The 14,123-nt window shown below is 72.0% G+C and carries 15 protein-coding genes; 7 read left to right on the plus strand and 8 right to left on the minus strand.

What is annotated here, in order from left to right:
* Positions 1–75 precede the first annotated feature (75 nt).
* Complete coding sequence (locus OOJ91_RS02775) at positions 76–819, minus strand: SAM-dependent methyltransferase (RefSeq protein ID WP_266242011.1); 744 nt, start codon at positions 817–819, stop codon at positions 76–78.
* Between the two features lie 105 nt (positions 820–924).
* Between OOJ91_RS02775 and mug the strand changes: the two genes are divergently transcribed.
* From mug to OOJ91_RS02790, 3 genes are all read left to right on the plus strand, one after another.
* On the plus strand, positions 925–1,542 hold the full coding sequence (gene mug / locus OOJ91_RS02780; RefSeq protein WP_266242013.1) for a G/U mismatch-specific DNA glycosylase: 618 nt from the start codon (positions 925–927) through the stop codon (positions 1,540–1,542).
* A gap of 55 nt (positions 1,543–1,597) precedes the next feature.
* Positions 1,598–2,833 carry a low temperature requirement protein A gene (locus tag OOJ91_RS02785; protein WP_266242015.1) on the plus strand — a complete coding sequence of 412 codons (1,236 nt, stop codon included), beginning with the start codon at positions 1,598–1,600 and terminating at the stop codon, positions 2,831–2,833.
* 213 nt (positions 2,834–3,046) lie between these two features.
* Positions 3,047–3,820 carry an alpha/beta fold hydrolase gene (locus tag OOJ91_RS02790; RefSeq protein ID WP_266242017.1) on the plus strand — a complete coding sequence of 258 codons (774 nt, stop codon included), beginning with the start codon at positions 3,047–3,049 and terminating at the stop codon, positions 3,818–3,820.
* 45 nt (positions 3,821–3,865) lie between these two features.
* Here OOJ91_RS02790 and OOJ91_RS02795 read toward each other — a convergent pair whose 3' ends face one another.
* Together OOJ91_RS02795 and OOJ91_RS02800 are read right to left on the minus strand one after the other, a co-directional pair.
* Entirely contained in the window at positions 3,866–4,360 is a 495-nt protein-coding gene (locus OOJ91_RS02795) for an SRPBCC family protein (RefSeq protein ID WP_266242019.1), read from the minus strand.
* Entirely contained in the window at positions 4,357–4,719 is a 363-nt protein-coding gene (locus OOJ91_RS02800) for a metalloregulator ArsR/SmtB family transcription factor (protein ID WP_266242021.1), read from the minus strand. Before OOJ91_RS02800 ends, OOJ91_RS02795 begins: the two co-directional genes overlap by 4 nt.
* 91 nt (positions 4,720–4,810) lie before the next feature.
* Between OOJ91_RS02800 and OOJ91_RS02805 the strand changes: the two genes are divergently transcribed.
* Positions 4,811–5,911: a calcium:proton antiporter gene (locus tag OOJ91_RS02805; protein WP_266242023.1), complete on the plus strand. Its 1,101-nt coding sequence runs from the start codon at positions 4,811–4,813 to the stop codon at positions 5,909–5,911.
* Positions 5,912–6,116: 205 nt separating this feature from the next.
* A complete protein-coding gene (locus OOJ91_RS02810; protein ID WP_266242025.1) occupies positions 6,117–6,326 on the plus strand; it encodes a hypothetical protein in 210 nt (69 codons plus the stop codon).
* A gap of 4 nt (positions 6,327–6,330) precedes the next feature.
* Here OOJ91_RS02810 and OOJ91_RS02815 read toward each other — a convergent pair whose 3' ends face one another.
* Complete coding sequence (locus tag OOJ91_RS02815; RefSeq protein WP_266242027.1) at positions 6,331–6,693, minus strand: hypothetical protein; 363 nt, start codon at positions 6,691–6,693, stop codon at positions 6,331–6,333.
* Positions 6,694–6,899: 206 nt separating this feature from the next.
* On the opposite strand from OOJ91_RS02815, the gene OOJ91_RS02820 reads away from it, so the two are divergent.
* Together OOJ91_RS02820 and OOJ91_RS02825 are read left to right on the plus strand one after the other, a co-directional pair.
* Positions 6,900–7,643: a neutral zinc metallopeptidase gene (locus OOJ91_RS02820; RefSeq protein ID WP_266242029.1), complete on the plus strand. Its 744-nt coding sequence runs from the start codon at positions 6,900–6,902 to the stop codon at positions 7,641–7,643.
* A 121-nt stretch (positions 7,644–7,764) separates the two neighbouring features.
* On the plus strand, positions 7,765–8,421 hold the full coding sequence (locus tag OOJ91_RS02825; RefSeq protein WP_266245238.1) for an HAD family hydrolase: 657 nt from the start codon (positions 7,765–7,767) through the stop codon (positions 8,419–8,421).
* A 79-nt stretch (positions 8,422–8,500) separates the two neighbouring features.
* Here the strand turns inward: OOJ91_RS02825 and OOJ91_RS02830 are convergent, their stop codons facing one another.
* From OOJ91_RS02830 to OOJ91_RS02845, 4 genes are all read right to left on the minus strand, one after another.
* On the minus strand, positions 8,501–11,056 hold the full coding sequence (locus OOJ91_RS02830) for an ABC transporter permease (RefSeq protein ID WP_266242031.1): 2,556 nt from the start codon (positions 11,054–11,056) through the stop codon (positions 8,501–8,503).
* Positions 11,056–11,823 (minus strand): ABC transporter ATP-binding protein, encoded by a 768-nt coding sequence (locus OOJ91_RS02835; RefSeq protein WP_266242033.1) that lies wholly within the window; start codon positions 11,821–11,823, stop codon positions 11,056–11,058. Before OOJ91_RS02835 ends, OOJ91_RS02830 begins: the two co-directional genes overlap by 1 nt.
* Before the next feature lie 354 nt (positions 11,824–12,177).
* Positions 12,178–12,864 (minus strand): response regulator, encoded by a 687-nt coding sequence (locus tag OOJ91_RS02840; protein WP_266242035.1) that lies wholly within the window; start codon positions 12,862–12,864, stop codon positions 12,178–12,180.
* A gap of 201 nt (positions 12,865–13,065) precedes the next feature.
* A complete protein-coding gene (locus tag OOJ91_RS02845; RefSeq protein WP_266242036.1) occupies positions 13,066–13,980 on the minus strand; it encodes a RecB family exonuclease in 915 nt (304 codons plus the stop codon).
* Positions 13,981–14,123 lie beyond the last annotated feature (143 nt).

Below are 14,123 nucleotides of genomic sequence, written 5' to 3' on the forward strand. Positions count from 1 at the left end.
CGACAGTTCTCGTCAGCACTCTTCCCCATCGGTGTGGGGTCGGTGGGCCGAACGGGCGGGCTTCCGCCGGAGGCGTCAGCGACCGAGAACGAGGTACGCGAGGCCGAGGACGCCGCGGTAGCCGCCCACGTACTGGCGCAGCCGGTCGTCGAGCTCCGCGCGGACGTCGGCCGCGCGGGGATCCTCGGGGTACGTCAGCAGCCACTCCTGCCGCCCGGCGAGCCAGGTGGACTCGAAGTCGTCCCACTCCCGCTGGTCGGCGGTGCTCAGGTGCAGCAGCCGCCAGCCCCGCTCGCGGGCGGCCTCGACGAGGCCCGCGAGATCGGTGACCTCCGTGCCGAAGATCCGCGTGGCCTCGGTGGTCGGGTCGGACTGCCAGTACCCCTCGCCGAACAGCAGCCGTCCACCGGGACGGACCACGCCGGCGAGCGCGTCGAGAGCCGCCCCGGTGTCACCGAAGGCGTGCGCGGAGCCGACGCACAGGACCCGGTCGGCCGGCTCCTGCCAGGCCGCCGCCTCGCCCATCACGAACGCGACGTGCCTGTTCAGCGACCTCTCGGCGGCGAGCCTGCGCCCGCGGGCGAGGGCGGTCTCGTCGGTGTCCACACCGACGCCCCTCGTCGCGACCGGGCCCGCCACGCCGCCCGCGGCGACGGCGCGGAGCAGCAGCTCGCCCCAGCCGCAGCCCAGGTCGAGCACGCGCGCGCCGGGGCGCACGTCGAGTCGTCGCAGCAGCAGGTCCGCGTGCTCCTCCGACAGCGGCGTGTTCCAGCGCATCCGCGCGGAGCGGCTGGCGGCGAGGTGGTCGGCGCTGTCCATCCGTTCAGGGTGTCAAGGCGTGATCATCGGCGCGCATCGGGTGGGGTGCGTTCGGGTTGCGCGCAGGTCGGGACGGGCGGCGGGGCGTACGGCAGGATCGGTGGAATGGACGCGGGCGCGGCGCAGCCCTGGCGGCCGCCGACCCGGCAGGAGGTCGCGGCCGCGGCCGGTCGCGGCCTGGTGGACGTGATCGGCCCCGGCCTGCGGGTGCTCTTCTGCGGCTTCAACCCGGGCCTCTACTCGGCGGCGGTGGGGGCGCACTTCGCCCGCCGGGGCAGCCGCTTCTGGCCGGCCCTGCACGGCGCCGGCTTCACCGACCGGGAGCTGCGCCCGTGGGAGCGCGCCGAGCTGCTGCGCCAGGGGTTGGGCCTCACCAGCCTGAGCAACCGGGCCACCGCCCGCGCCGACGAGCTGACCTCCGCCGAGCTGGTGGCCGGCGTGACCGGGCTGGCGGTCAAGGCCGAGCGGCACCTGCCGCGGTGGGTGGCGGTTCTCGGGGTGACGGCGTACCGGATCGCGTTCGTCCGGCCGAAGGCCGGGCTGGGCCCGCAGCCGGAGCGGCTGGGCCCCGCCCGCGTGTGGGTGCTGCCCAACCCCAGCGGCCTGAACGCGCACTTCCCGCTGCCGGCGCTGACCGCCGAGTTCGCCAAGCTGCGCCGGGAGACCGGCCCCCTGGGCGGAGCCGCCAGGGGCGCCTTCGGCGCCGGCGGGGATGAGCGCTGACGCAACCCCGCAGGCCGCCGGCTCGTTGGTAGCACCGGGCGGACGGAGGCTGACGATGGCGGCGGGGCGGGGCGCCGAGCTGCTGCGCCCTCCAAGGAGTTCGGGTCGGGCGACGTTCCTGGAGCTGTTCTTCGATCTGGCCTTCGTCGTGGCCCTCACCCGGGTCTCGCAACGATTCGCCGGGTTGGGCGACGACACCGGCTGGACGCTCGTCACGGGGTTCGGGCGTACCCTGCTGCTCTTTCTGGCGCTCTGGTTGATCTGGTCGCACACCGCCTGGATCACCAGTCGGTACGAACCAGAGCACCCGATCATCCAGGCCGTCGTGGTCGGCACGATGTTCGCCGGCCTGATCATGGCGGTGACGCTGCCCCGCGCCATGGAGGAGCGGGCGCTGCCATTCACTGTCGCGTACCTGATGGTGATGGTGCTGCGGCCGCTGGTGGTCGCCGCCGCGTTGCGTGGGCACCCGCGACGGCTGGTGCCGCTCCGGCTTGTCGTGTGGGCTCTGGCGAGCGCGCCGCTGTGGTTGGCCGGCGCGTTGGGTCCGGATGACCTCCGCCTGCCGCTGTGGGTCGTCGCCCTCGCTGTCGACTACCTCGCCTGGGCGTTGGGTTGGCCGCTGCCATGGCTCGGGGTCTCGAAGGTAGGTCGGTGGCGGATCGCGGGGGCCCATCTCGCGGACCGTTATCAGCAGATGTTTCTCATCGCACTCGGTGAGTCGATTCTGGTTATCGGCGTGGTCTTCAGCGGCGCGGACTATTCCGCGGAGCGGGCAGCCGCTTTCGCTGTCGCGTTCGCCACCAGCGCGCTGCTCTGGCGGATCTACTTCTACCACGCCGGTCTGCTGTTGTCGGAGGCGTTCGGCCGGGTGGGTATGCCCGGCCGGTTGGGCACCGCGTCGGAACGGACGCATCTGGTGATCGTGCTCAGCGTGCTCGTCACGGCGGTCGGCTACGAGTTGGTCATCGACCACCCGTTCGGGCAGCCGCGGCCCAGTTGGCTGCTGTTCGTGGTGGGCGGCCCGATGCTGTTCCTCGTCGCCCGCATCCGGTTGGAGTACGAGATTCTCGGGCAGGTCTCCCGAGCGCAGATCATCGGCCTGGCGGCCCTGGTGCTGTGCACGCCGGTGTTGGCCCGTTCGGCGCCGATGGCCGGGTTGACCGCGGTGGCCGGAGTGCTGGCAGTGGTCGCGCTCCTCGGCGCCCTGCGAAGGCGGGGCCAACCGTCGGAGGTTTCCGCCTCGCCGATCGGACGGGGAGAGTCCGGAGATCGCGACTCCGAGGCGTGACGTCGCGGCCGTGCGTGGTGTTGACGGGGCACTCCATCTTCTTCGATCTCGCTGACAGTCGCCTCATCGGGGCGGGATTCTGGATGGTGCAACCCACCGGAGCCGCGATCACAGGTTGACGCGTGCTGCCAGGGAATGCTCCGCGACCGTCCTCGTCGATCCGGTCTGCGCACCGCAGCCAGCGGGCGGCGAGGCCCCTCGAAAGGAACTCCGATGAGCACTGCTCCGGACATGTCTGCCCAGGAGATGCCGACAATCGTGCTGGTCCATGGGGCGTTCGCCGGCTCGTCGAGTTGGAACGGCGTGATCGCCAATCTCAAACATCGGGGTTTTCCGGTCATTGCCGTCGCCAACCCGCTGCGCGGTGTGCAGAAGGACGCCGCCTACGTTCGGGCGCTTCTGGACAGCTTGCCCGGACCGGTCGTGATGGCCGCCCACTCCTACGGCGGGCTGGTCATGACCGAGGCCGCGGCTGGTGCCTCCAACGTCAAGGCCCTGGTGTACGTCGCAAGCGTGAGCCCGGACGTCGGCGAAAGTGTGGTCGGGTTGCTCACCAAGTACCCCGGAAGTCAGCTCACCTCCAGCATCACCATGGTCCCGATCCCCTCCGACGACGGCGGCATGACCATGGATCAGTACATCGTGCAGGAAAAGTTCCACGAGGTGTTCGCCGCCGACGTCGACCCCGGCACCGCCGAACTCATGGCGGCAACGCAGCGGCCCGCCTCCGCGAGCGCCCAGGAGGAGAGCGTGACCAAGGCCGCCTGGAAGACGATTCCCTCCTGGACCCTGATCAGCGCCCAGGACCAGGGCATTCCCCCAGACCTGCAGCGCTTCCTGGCCGAGAGGGCGGGGTCCACGACAATGGAGATCGCCGCCTCCCACGCGGTGGCGGTCTCGCAACCCGGCCCGGTCGCGGACTTCATCGAGAGCGCCGCCCGCGCCACCGCACCCTCGTCGCAGATGTCCAAGAGTCGTCAGAGGTGACGAGGGCTCGCCGGGGGCGGGCGACTCTCCGAGGCGACAGACGCCCTAACCCCTGAGGCCCTGGTAGTAGGACTGCATGGCGGGGTGGTACTCGTCGAACTCGGGCCGGGCCGAACCGTCCCGCGAGGCGACAAGCATGTCCAGGTAGTACTCCCAGCCGGCACCCACCTCGGCGATGCCCTCCACGCTGCCGAGGTGCTGTACGAACCGCAGCTCGGTGGAGCCGTCGGTCTCGGTCAGCGCGAACTCCAGCAGCCAGGCGCCGTAGCTGTCGATCATCGATACGGCGAGCCGCTGCAACGGTTCGCAGGCGTCGATGCGTACCTCGCACCAGGGCTGCTGCTCCTCGTACGCCATCTGGACCCGGATGGTCCGTCCGGGCCCGGCGTCGCCCTCCCACGGGCCGAACCAGCGGGCCGTGCGCTCCGACTCGGTCAGGCTCGCCCACACGTCCGCCGCCGGGGCGCGGAACGTGCGGGTGAGGACGAGATCGTGGCCGGTGGCGGTGCGGAACAGCCGTCCGGCGGGTGTACGCGTCATGCGATGTGCTCCGTTCGATGCTCTGCCGGGCCGCGGGCGCGGCGTTCCCGGCGGGTGCGGTGGACCTCGGTCTCCAGCGCGTCGAGGCGCTGCTCCCACCTCTGCGGTGCGCTGAACTCGGCGAGCCAGTCGGCAAGCGCGACGAGTGGGCCGCTGTCGAGCCGGTAGATCCTGCGGCGGCCGACCAGCTCGTCGCGGACCAGTCCGCTCTCCCGCAGCACCCGCAGGTGGCGGCTGACGGCGGGTCGGCTGATGGCGAACCGCTCGGCGATCTCGCCGGCGGCCAGCGGCGCGTCGCGCAGCATGGTCAGGATGCGCCGCCGCACCGGGTCCGCGATCGCGGTGGCCACCTCGTCCACACCGGAAGCGTAACCTACGGGTTACGGGTTCCGGTGCCCGCGCTGCGTCGATGGTGGGCACATGATCACGTGACCTGGCACTCTTGACGGCATGCCAGCCCAGCTTCGATCCCGCCTGCTCGATTGGACCGTCGCCGTACCCGTGCTCGCCGTGCTGGTGTTGCTCGTGACGTGGGGGCGAGACCTTCCCGCCCCCGTCGTCGTGGTGGTCGCCGCGTTGCTGGGCGGCGCCGTGCTCGCCGCCGTGCACCACGCCGAGGTGGTCGCCCACCGGGTGGGGGAGCCGTACGGCTCGCTGGTGCTCGCCGTCGCGGTCACCGTCATCGAGGTGGCCCTGATCGTCACGCTGATGATCAGCGGGCCGGAGAAGACCCAGTCGCTCGCCCGCGACACCGTCTTCGCCGCCGTCATGATCACCTGCAACGGGATTCTCGGCCTGTCCCTGCTGCTCGGGGCGCTGCGCCGACGCGTGGCCGTGTTCAATCCCGAGGGCACCGGCGGGGCCCTCGCGACCGTGGTCACCCTGGCCACGTTGAGTCTGGTCATCCCGACCTTCACCACGGCCCGCCCCGGGCCGGAGTTCAGCCCGCCGCAACTCGCCTTCGCCGCGGTCGCGTCGCTCGCCCTGTACGGGCTGTTCGTGCTGGTGCAGACCGGCCGGCACCGCGACTACTTCCTGCCCGTCGACACCGAGGGTCGGGTCATCGACGCCGAGGAGCACGCCAGGCCGCCGACCACCCGCGCGGCGCTGATCAGCCTCGGGCTGCTGCTGGTGGCGCTTGTCGCGGTGGTCGGCGACGCCAAGACCGTCTCACCGACCATCGAGGCCGGCGTGGCGGCGGCGAACCTGCCGCACGCCTTCGTCGGCGTGATCATCGCCCTGCTGGTCCTGCTTCCGGAGACCCTGGCCGCCGCCCGCGCCGCCCGCCGTGACCGGGTACAGATCAGCCTCAACCTCGCCCTCGGCTCGGCGATGGCCAGCATCGGCCTGACCATCCCGGCCATCGCCATCGCCTCGATCTGGCTGGACGGCCCGCTGCTGCTCGGCCTCGGCGGCACCCAGCTCGCGCTGCTCGCCCTCACCGCAGTGACCGCCGTGCTGACGGTGGTGCCGGGCCGGGCCAACGTGTTGCAGGGCGGCGTGCACCTGGTGCTGCTTGCCGCGTTCGTCTTCCTGGCCGCCAGCCCCTGACAACGTCTCCGTGCGCCGGCGCGTGGCCGCGATCTGCTCGACGAGGTGGGGCGGGGATCGCGCGCGCCGATGTGCAACTCGCGGACGGGATCGGGCTGCCGGGGTCTGATCAACTCCGTTACGCCGAAATCGCGGTATCCCGGCGTTCGGACACCCCGATATCGCCGACCTGGAGTGGTGGTTCTTCGGTCCTAGGGTGGCGGACATGACGGTGGTGTGGGTGGTTGCCGGCGTTTTCGTTGCGGTGGCGGGGCTGGCGGTCGGAGTCGTGGCGCGGCGGGGACGGGGACGGCTGGGCGCGGGTGACGACCGCGCGGCTGGGCGGGACGCTCGCGCACGGCAGCAGCGGTACGAGGCTGAGCGGCAGGGGGACCAGGGCGCGACGTGGCAGCGTGGCCGCGAGTCGGGCGGGTGACGGGTTACTGGCCGTAGGAGAGGCGGAGACGGTTGTTGATCAGGTAGTTGAGGCGGTGGCGCAGGTAGCCGACTGTGCTCTCGCTCGGCAGGTCGGCCTCGGTGGTCAGGGTCCAGCGCAGCGCGCACTCCCCGCCGGGCAACACGGGTGTCACGTCGAAGCGGATCCGGTCCAGCGGCCGGTGCGGCCACAGCGACGACCACACCAGCAGCACCGGCGCGTAGCCCGCCACCACCCGGGGCGGCGCCTCGTCGTCGCGCAACTCCAGCCAGGGGCGAGCGCCCACCGCGTACGGGTCACGCAGCGATCGCCACACGACGTGCGCCGGGGCCGGCTGGCTTCGTCGGCGGCTGCCCAACACGTGCACGTCGCGCCTCCTCGCCGGACGGCCACATCCGCCCCCGGGCCATTGTGGCGGCCCCGCACCGGCCCCGTGAACCGCCCGTCCGGCCCGAGGATGCGCGAGTCCGCGCGCGTGAACCGTCCGGCCCGGTCGTGCGTGAATCCGGTGGGCGTGGCGGTCGTACCGTCGGGGTAACGCACAGCGCGAGCGCCGATGTCTGGGGAGGCACCGTGGGGGCATGGTCAGGACGCGACGCCCGAGGGCCACTGGCGGGCCTGGTGGTCGCCGCGCTGGTGTCGCTCGCCTGTGCCGGTGGTGGGCTGGCCGAGCCGGAGGGCGAACGCCCGGGCGCGAACCCGTCGGCCGCCTCGCCGGGGCCGAGCACCACCCGCGCCGACAGCACCACGAGCGTTGCCGAGTTCAAGCAGGACGTCGCCGACGCGCAGGCGGTCGCCGAGCGCTACTGGGCGGCCCAGTTCAAGGCGTCCGGGAAACGCTTCCAACCCGTCCGGCGGGTCACCCCGTACCAGCGGGACGGCGAGGTCTCCTGCGGCGGGCAGCCGCTGCCCCGCAACAACGCCGTCTACTGCTCGCAGGGCGACTTCATCGCGTACGACGTCGCCTGGTCGGTCGCGGCGTTCCGCGAGGTCGGTGACGCGTTCGTGTTCTACCTGCTCGGCCACGAGTACGCCCACGGCATCCAGGTGCGTCTCGGCATCAACTACAGCTTCACCATCCAGCAGGAGTTGCAGGCCGACTGCATGGCCGGGGCGTACCTCGGCGATTCGGTGCGCTCCGGCGACCTGAGCCTCGCCGAGGGCGACCTGGACGAGTTCCGGGAGGGGGTGGCGGCCGTCGGCGACGACCCCGACCAGCCGTGGTTCGCCGAGGGCGCGCACGGCACCGCCGAGCAGCGCACCGACATGTTCTTCCGGGGCTACGAGCGTTCGCTGAAGGAGTGTGACCTGGGCTGAGCGGGGTTGCCCGGATCACCCTGGCGCCCGTTGCCGCCACCGGCGACAGCCCGTGCTGGCAGGATCGCCGGTGTCGGCCACGACCCTGGAGGATCCGCTGAGCAGCCATCACCCCGCCGCCGTGCTCTTCGACATGGACGGCACCCTGGTCGACAGCGAGAAGCTGTGGGACGTCGCGTTGCAGGAGCTGGCGCGCGAGTACGGCGGTGACCTCTCCGCCGACGCCCGCCGGGCGATCATCGGCACCGCCATGGCCGAGTCGATGCGCATCCTGCACGACGATCTGGGGCAGCCGGAACGGGATCCGGCCCTCAGCGCGGCGTGGATCAACGCCCGGATCCTGGAGCTGTTCCGCACCGGTCTGCGCTGGCGGCCGGGGGCGTTCGACCTGTTGCGCGCGGTCCGCGCGGCGGGAACCCCCACCGCGCTTGTCACCTCCAGCCCGCGGGCGCTCGTCGAGATCGCCCTGGACACCCTGGGGCGGGACAACTTCGACGTGGTGGTAGCCGGTGACGAGGTGGTCGCCGCGAAGCCCCATCCGGAGCCCTACCTGACCGCCGCGCGGCTGCTCGGCGTGGCGATCGAGCGGTGTGTGGCGATCGAGGACTCACCGACCGGGGTGGCCAGCGCGCGTGCCTCCGGCGCGGCCGTGCTGGCCGTACCCGCCGAGGTGCCGCTGCCCAGCCTGACCGGCGTACACCAGGTGGAGAGCCTGACCGGTGTGGGCCTGGAGCTGCTCGCGGCCCTGGCGGCCGAGCGAGCCGGCGCGACCGGCTGAGCGCGGCCGACGGCGTCCGACCTCGACGGACGCGACCCCCGGCGCCGCGAGTGGCGCCGGGGGTCGCTGCGTGAGCCGGTCAGTCGTGGGCGATCGCGCCCAGGACGTTGATCCGGGCCGCCCGCACGGCGGGGAGCACCGCGGCGACCACCCCGATGATCGCGGCGAGACCGAGGAAGACGCCCATCTGCCCCCAGGGCAGGATCAGGTCGGTGATGCCCTCGTCCTTGAGCGCCTCGACCACTGCGGCGCCGAGGCCGCTGCCGACCGCCACGCCCAGCAGCGCGCCGAACACGGAGATCACCACCGCCTCGACCGTGATCATGCCCATGGTCTGCCCACGGCGCAGACCGATGGCCCGCAGCAGGCCCAGTTCCCGGGTCCGCTCCAGCACCGACAGCGCCAGGGTGTTGATGATGCCCAGGACGGCGATCACGATGGCCAGGGCCAACAGGATCTGGATCATCGTGAGCAGCCCGTCGAGCGAACTCGTCTGCTGCTTGATGAACGCGTCCCGGTCGGCCACCGACACCTCGGGGCTGTCCGCGAGCAGCGCCTCCACCTGCGGCTGCACGTCTGCCACCTGAGTGCCGGGCGCCAGTTGGATGAAACCCTGGATGGGCTGCGGGATGGCGAAGTCCTTCGCCGCTGTCGCCGGCAGCGTCACCGGGTTGGTCAGCTGCGACGACTCGTAGATGCCGCTGATCGTGTACGTCAGGGCCTCGCCCCGGGTCAGCTGCACCTTCACTGTCGAGCCCACCGACCAGCCCCGGCCCTTGGCCGTGTCGGAGCTGGCGAGCATCTGGGTCGGCCCGAGCCGGTCGATGTCACCGGCGGTGGCCTTCGCGCCGAAGATCTGCCGCAGCGACGCGATGTCGCTGCTCGCCGCCGCCCACGTGCTCTCGCCGTCGATCCTGGCCATGTCGCCGTACTCGCCGTCGACCATCCGCACGCCGGGCAGGGCCTTGGCCTTGTCCAGGACGCCCGGGTCGAAGCTCGGCGGACGCGGCCCACCCTGCTGGCCGGAGATCACCAGCTCGGCCTTGATGGTGTCCTGGGCGAGGGCGCTGATGCTGCCCTTGGCCGAGTCGAGGATCACCGTGACGCCAGTGACCAGCGCGATGCCGACCATCAGCGCGGCCGCGGTGATCGCGGTGCGGCGGGGGTTGCGCCCCGAGTTCAGCCGCCCCAGCTTGCCCGGCACCGACCAGGAGAAGATCGCCCCGAGCAGGCTCACCACCGGCCGACTGATAAGCGGCGTGAGCAGCGCCACGCCGATGAAGGCGAACAGCACCCCGCCCAGGATGGTGGCCAGGGTCTGACCATGGGCGTTGCCGCTGAGCCCCAGGAAGAGCAGCACCGCGCCGATGCCGGTGACCACCGCCCCGGCCACCGTGACCTTGGTCAGCGGCCTGTCCGGGGTGGCCACGTCCTGCATGGCGGCGATCGGCGGGATCCGGGACGCCCGCAGCGCCGGCAGCAACGCCGCCACCACGGTGATCACCAGACCGACGCCGAACGACCCGATCACCGCGGCCGCCGGCACGCCGATCCCGGCCAGGGTCAGCCCACCGGCCAGCTTGCCGAACAGGAACGCCAGCAGCGCCCCCACCCCGATGCCGGCCGCCAGGCCGAGCACCGACGCGATCAACCCGACCGCGATGGCCTCCAGCACCACCGAACCGATGATCTGCCGACCGCTGGCCCCGATGGCGCGCATCAGCGCCAACTCGCGGGTGCGCTGCGCCACGATGATCGAGAAGGTGTTGAGGATCAGGAAGGTGCCCACCAGCAGCGCCACCGCGGCGAAGCCGAGCAGGATCTTGTTGAAGAAGGACAGGCCCTCCTTCAGGCTGGCCGAGGCGTCCGCAGCCACCTGTTCGCCGGTCTTCACGTCGAAGTCCGCGCCCAGGGTACGGGCCACGTCGTCGCGCAGCGTCTCGTCCGAGACGCCGTCGGCGGCGCGCAGCGTGATGCTGCTGAACGTGTCCGGCTGACCCAACATCAGCCGCTGCGCCACAGGCGTGGTGAAGAAGACCTCGTTGACACCACCGATCGAGTCCCGGTCACCGCTGTAGCCCATGATGCCGACAAGCGTGAAGTCCCGCTTCTTCGACTCGAACGCGGTGAGCACGCCTACCTTCTGACCGACCTGCACCTTCGCCGTGGTGGCCAACGCCTTGTTGAGGACGATCTCGTCCTCGGTCTGCGGCGCGCGCCCCTCCCGCAGCTGCATCAGGTCGCTCTCGCCGATCCAGTTCTCGCCCAGCTGCGGCGGACCGAACGACGTGACCACCTTGCCGTTGCTGCCGATCACCCGGGCGCCGTCGGCGTTGACGATGCCGGTCGCCCCGGCCACCCCCGGCACCTGCTTGACCCGGTCCACCACTGCGGCCGGCAGCGGAGAGGCGGTCTGCTCGCCCTCCATCTCGTTGACCTCGAGCTTCGGCTTCGCCGCGACGTTCACGTCGATCTCGGAGAAGCCGTCGGCGAAGACCGAGTCGAAGGAGCGGCCCAGCGTGTCGGTCAACACGAACGCGCCGGAGACGAACATGACCCCGAGCACGACCGCCAGCCCCGACAGGATCAGCCGGACCTTGCGGGCCAGCAGACTCTTGAGTGTCGCCCGGAACATCAGTTGCCCACCTCGGCCGGAGTGTCCAGCTTCTTCATGGTGTCCAGCACCGTCTCGGCGGTCGGCTCGATCAACTCCGAGACGATCTGCCCGTCGGCGAGGAAGACCACCCGGTCGGCGTACGCCGCGGCGGTCGGGTCGTGGGTGACCATGACGATGGTCTGTCCGTGCTCACGTACCGAGTTGCGCAGGAAGCCGAGCACCTCCGCGCCGGAGCGCGAGTCCAGGTTGCCTGTCGGCTCGTCCGCGAAGATCACCTCGGGGCGGGAGACGAGCGCCCGCGCGCACGCCACCCGCTGCTGCTGACCGCCGGAGAGCTGCGCCGGCCGGTGATCCAACCGGTCCTGCAGGCCCACCGTCTTGATCACCGTGTCGTACCAGGCCGGGTCCGGCTTGCGCCCGGCGATCGACAACGGCAGCAGGATGTTCTCCTTCGCGGTGAGCGTCGGCAGCAGGTTGAACTGCTGGAAGATGAAGCCCACCTTGTCCCGGCGCAGCTTCGTCAGCCCCGAGTCGCCCAGCCCGGTGACAGTCGTCGCACCGATCGACACCGTCCCGCGGGTCACCGAGTCCAGCCCGGCCAGGCAGTGCATGAGCGTCGACTTGCCGGAACCCGACGGGCCCATGATCGCGGTGAAGCGGCCACGTTCGAACTCCGCGCTGACCCCCCGCAGCGCGATGACCTGAGCCTCGCCGCTGCCGTACACCTTCCACACGTCGTTCGCCCGGGCCGCGGCCTGCGCCTGCTGGCCTACCGTCGCGGTCACGTCATCTACCTCTTCCGTCTGTCCGAATCTCACGCCGCCCCCCGATGGTCCGGCGCGACTGTTCCATCATCGGCGCTGCTCGCGCCCGCCCCGTCCGCCCACGGGGGGACCCGGCGCGGATTTCCCGCTGCGGGTGCACCCCCATGCCGCATCAGGGTTGCCCCTGACCCGACGGCCGATCGACAGGTTTCCCGACCGGCGAAACACCGCCGGGCACGACACTTCCCCCTCACGCCACAGGAGGGTCAACCGCGCCGAGCCACCTACGGTCACGGTAGGTGACCGCGGCAACAGGGCCGTCCCCCCACGGAGGGATCTTCGAGTACGCCAGGTGGGGTACCCGCCGCGCGGCCACTACGCCCGGGGGCGGACCAGACCCGACTCGTACGCCAGCACGACCGCCTGCACCCGGTCGCGCAGCCGCAGCTTGGTCAGCAGGTGCCCGACGTGGGTCTTGACCGTGGTCTCGCTCACCGAGAGCACCGCGGCGATCTCGGCGTTGGACAACCCCCGGGCCACCTGCACCAGCACCTCGCGTTCCCGGTCGGTGAGCGCGCTGAGCGCCTGCGACGGCGTCGCCGCCGGGTCCGGCAGCAGGTCGGCGAAGCGCTCCAGCAGCCGCCGCAGGATCCGCGGCGCGACCACCGCGTCCCCACCGGCCACCGTGCGGATCGCCGCGATCAGCTCCTCGGCCGGCACGTCCTTGGCCAGGAACCCGCTGGCGCCCGCCCGCAGCGCCCCCACCACGTACTCGTCGAGGTCGAACGTGGTGAGCACCAGCACCCGCACCGGCAGTCGGGCGTCGACGATCGCCCGGGTCGCGGCCACCCCGTCCATGCGGGGCATCCGGATGTCCATCAGCACGACGTCGGGCAGCAGCCGGCGGGACAGCTCCACCGCCTCCACGCCGTCGCCGGCCTCCGCCACCACGTCCAGGTCGCCCTCGGCGCCCAGCACCATCCGGAAGCCCGTGCGCAGCAGCGGCTGGTCGTCGGCGAGCAGGATCCGCACCGGCCGCGCCGAGGGCGCCTGATCGCTCATCTCGTCTCCCGTCCCGCCGACGTCGTGGCGCGCACCGGTCATCCTCGCGTACCGGAGCCGGTGCGTCGCGGATCACCGTAGAGGCCGGCCCGTCGCCCTGTCCCGACCGCGGCGGCACCGCTGCGGTCGGGCCCCCGGCGCCGGCACGCGATCCGGGCGGCCCGGGTCGCCGCGCCGGGCGGACGCGTCGCTCAGGTCGGGTCAGTCGTCGGCGCCGGGCACCACCGGAGCGGATCGGGCGTCGCGCAGCGGGTCGGCGTTCGCCGCCGCGACCGGGAACGGCGGCGGGGTCCCGCCGAAGGTGGGGCAGAGGGCCTGGTGACTGCACCAGTCGCACAGCTTGCTCGGACGGGGCCGGAAGTCCTGCCGGGCGGTGGCCTGCTCGATCGCCCGCCACAGCGCCACCACCGTGCGCTCGAAGCGGACCAGCTCGTCGGCGTCGGGGGTGTAATCCAACACCTCGGCGTCGCGCAGGTAGAGCAGGCGCAACACCCGGGGCACCACCCCCCGGGTGCGCCACAGCACCAGCGCGTAGAACTTCAGCTGGAACAGCGCACGCGCCTCGAACGCCTCCCGGGGAGCGCCGCCGGTCTTGTAGTCGACCACCCGCAGCGCGCCGTCCGGGGCGACGTCGAGCCGGTCGAGATAGCCCCGGATCAGCAGCTCCTCGTCGACGACCGCGGAGATCAGGCTCTCCCGCTCGGCCGGCTCCAGCCGGGTCGGATCCTCCACGGCGAAGTAGCCCTCCAGCAGCCCCGCCGCGGAGCGCAGGAACTCCACCGGGCCGGCCGGCTCGGCGCCGTCGAAGATCCCGGCCAGCTCCGGCTGCTCGGTGACCAGCCGGTCCCACTGGGGGGCCACCAGGTCACCGGCCGCGGTCGGTGTGCGGCCCTGCGCGGGCAGGTCGAACAGCCGCTCCAGCACCGCGTGCACAAGCGTGCCCCGCGCCTGCTCGACTGTCGTCCGCTCCGGCAGCCGGTCGATGCTGCGGAACCGGTAGAGCAGCGGGCAGGTCTTGAAATCCGCCGCCCGCGACGGGGACAGCGAGGCCCGCACCGTCGGCGGCGTGTGCGCCGGGGAGGAGGACTGGGGGGTGGTGACCGGTTCCGCCGTCATGTCCGCAAAGGTTAGGGCACCGGTGTGACACCGCCCGCCGCCCGCCCCACGCCGGGCCGGTCCGTAGCATCGGTGCGATGGAGCAGAGATCCCGGCCGCCACGTCGGTCCGACCGGCGACCCGGTCTGAGCGTGGGTCGGGTG

This window comes from Micromonospora lupini (assembly GCF_026342015.1).
GTDB classification, from domain to species: Bacteria; Actinomycetota; Actinomycetes; order Mycobacteriales; family Micromonosporaceae; genus Micromonospora; species Micromonospora lupini_B.

What these genes read in the sequence shown, in the direction of transcription:
- OOJ91_RS02775 (WP_266242011.1), bottom strand. Translation starts at nt 819, where the DNA reads ATGGACAGCGCCGACCACCTCGCCGCCAGCCGCTCCGCGCGGATGCGC.
- mug (WP_266242013.1), top strand. Translation starts at nt 925, where the DNA reads ATGGACGCGGGCGCGGCGCAGCCCTGGCGGCCGCCGACCCGGCAGGAG.
- OOJ91_RS02785 (WP_266242015.1), top strand. Translation starts at nt 1,598, where the DNA reads ATGGCGGCGGGGCGGGGCGCCGAGCTGCTGCGCCCTCCAAGGAGTTCG.
- OOJ91_RS02790 (WP_266242017.1), top strand. Translation starts at nt 3,047, where the DNA reads ATGAGCACTGCTCCGGACATGTCTGCCCAGGAGATGCCGACAATCGTG.
- OOJ91_RS02795 (WP_266242019.1), bottom strand. Translation starts at nt 4,360, where the DNA reads ATGACGCGTACACCCGCCGGACGGCTGTTCCGCACCGCCACCGGCCAC.
- OOJ91_RS02805 (WP_266242023.1), top strand. Translation starts at nt 4,811, where the DNA reads ATGCCAGCCCAGCTTCGATCCCGCCTGCTCGATTGGACCGTCGCCGTA.
- OOJ91_RS02810 (WP_266242025.1), top strand. Translation starts at nt 6,117, where the DNA reads ATGACGGTGGTGTGGGTGGTTGCCGGCGTTTTCGTTGCGGTGGCGGGG.
- OOJ91_RS02830 (WP_266242031.1), bottom strand. Translation starts at nt 11,056, where the DNA reads ATGTTCCGGGCGACACTCAAGAGTCTGCTGGCCCGCAAGGTCCGGCTG.
- OOJ91_RS02840 (WP_266242035.1), bottom strand. Translation starts at nt 12,864, where the DNA reads ATGAGCGATCAGGCGCCCTCGGCGCGGCCGGTGCGGATCCTGCTCGCC.
- OOJ91_RS02845 (WP_266242036.1), bottom strand. Translation starts at nt 13,980, where the DNA reads ATGACGGCGGAACCGGTCACCACCCCCCAGTCCTCCTCCCCGGCGCAC.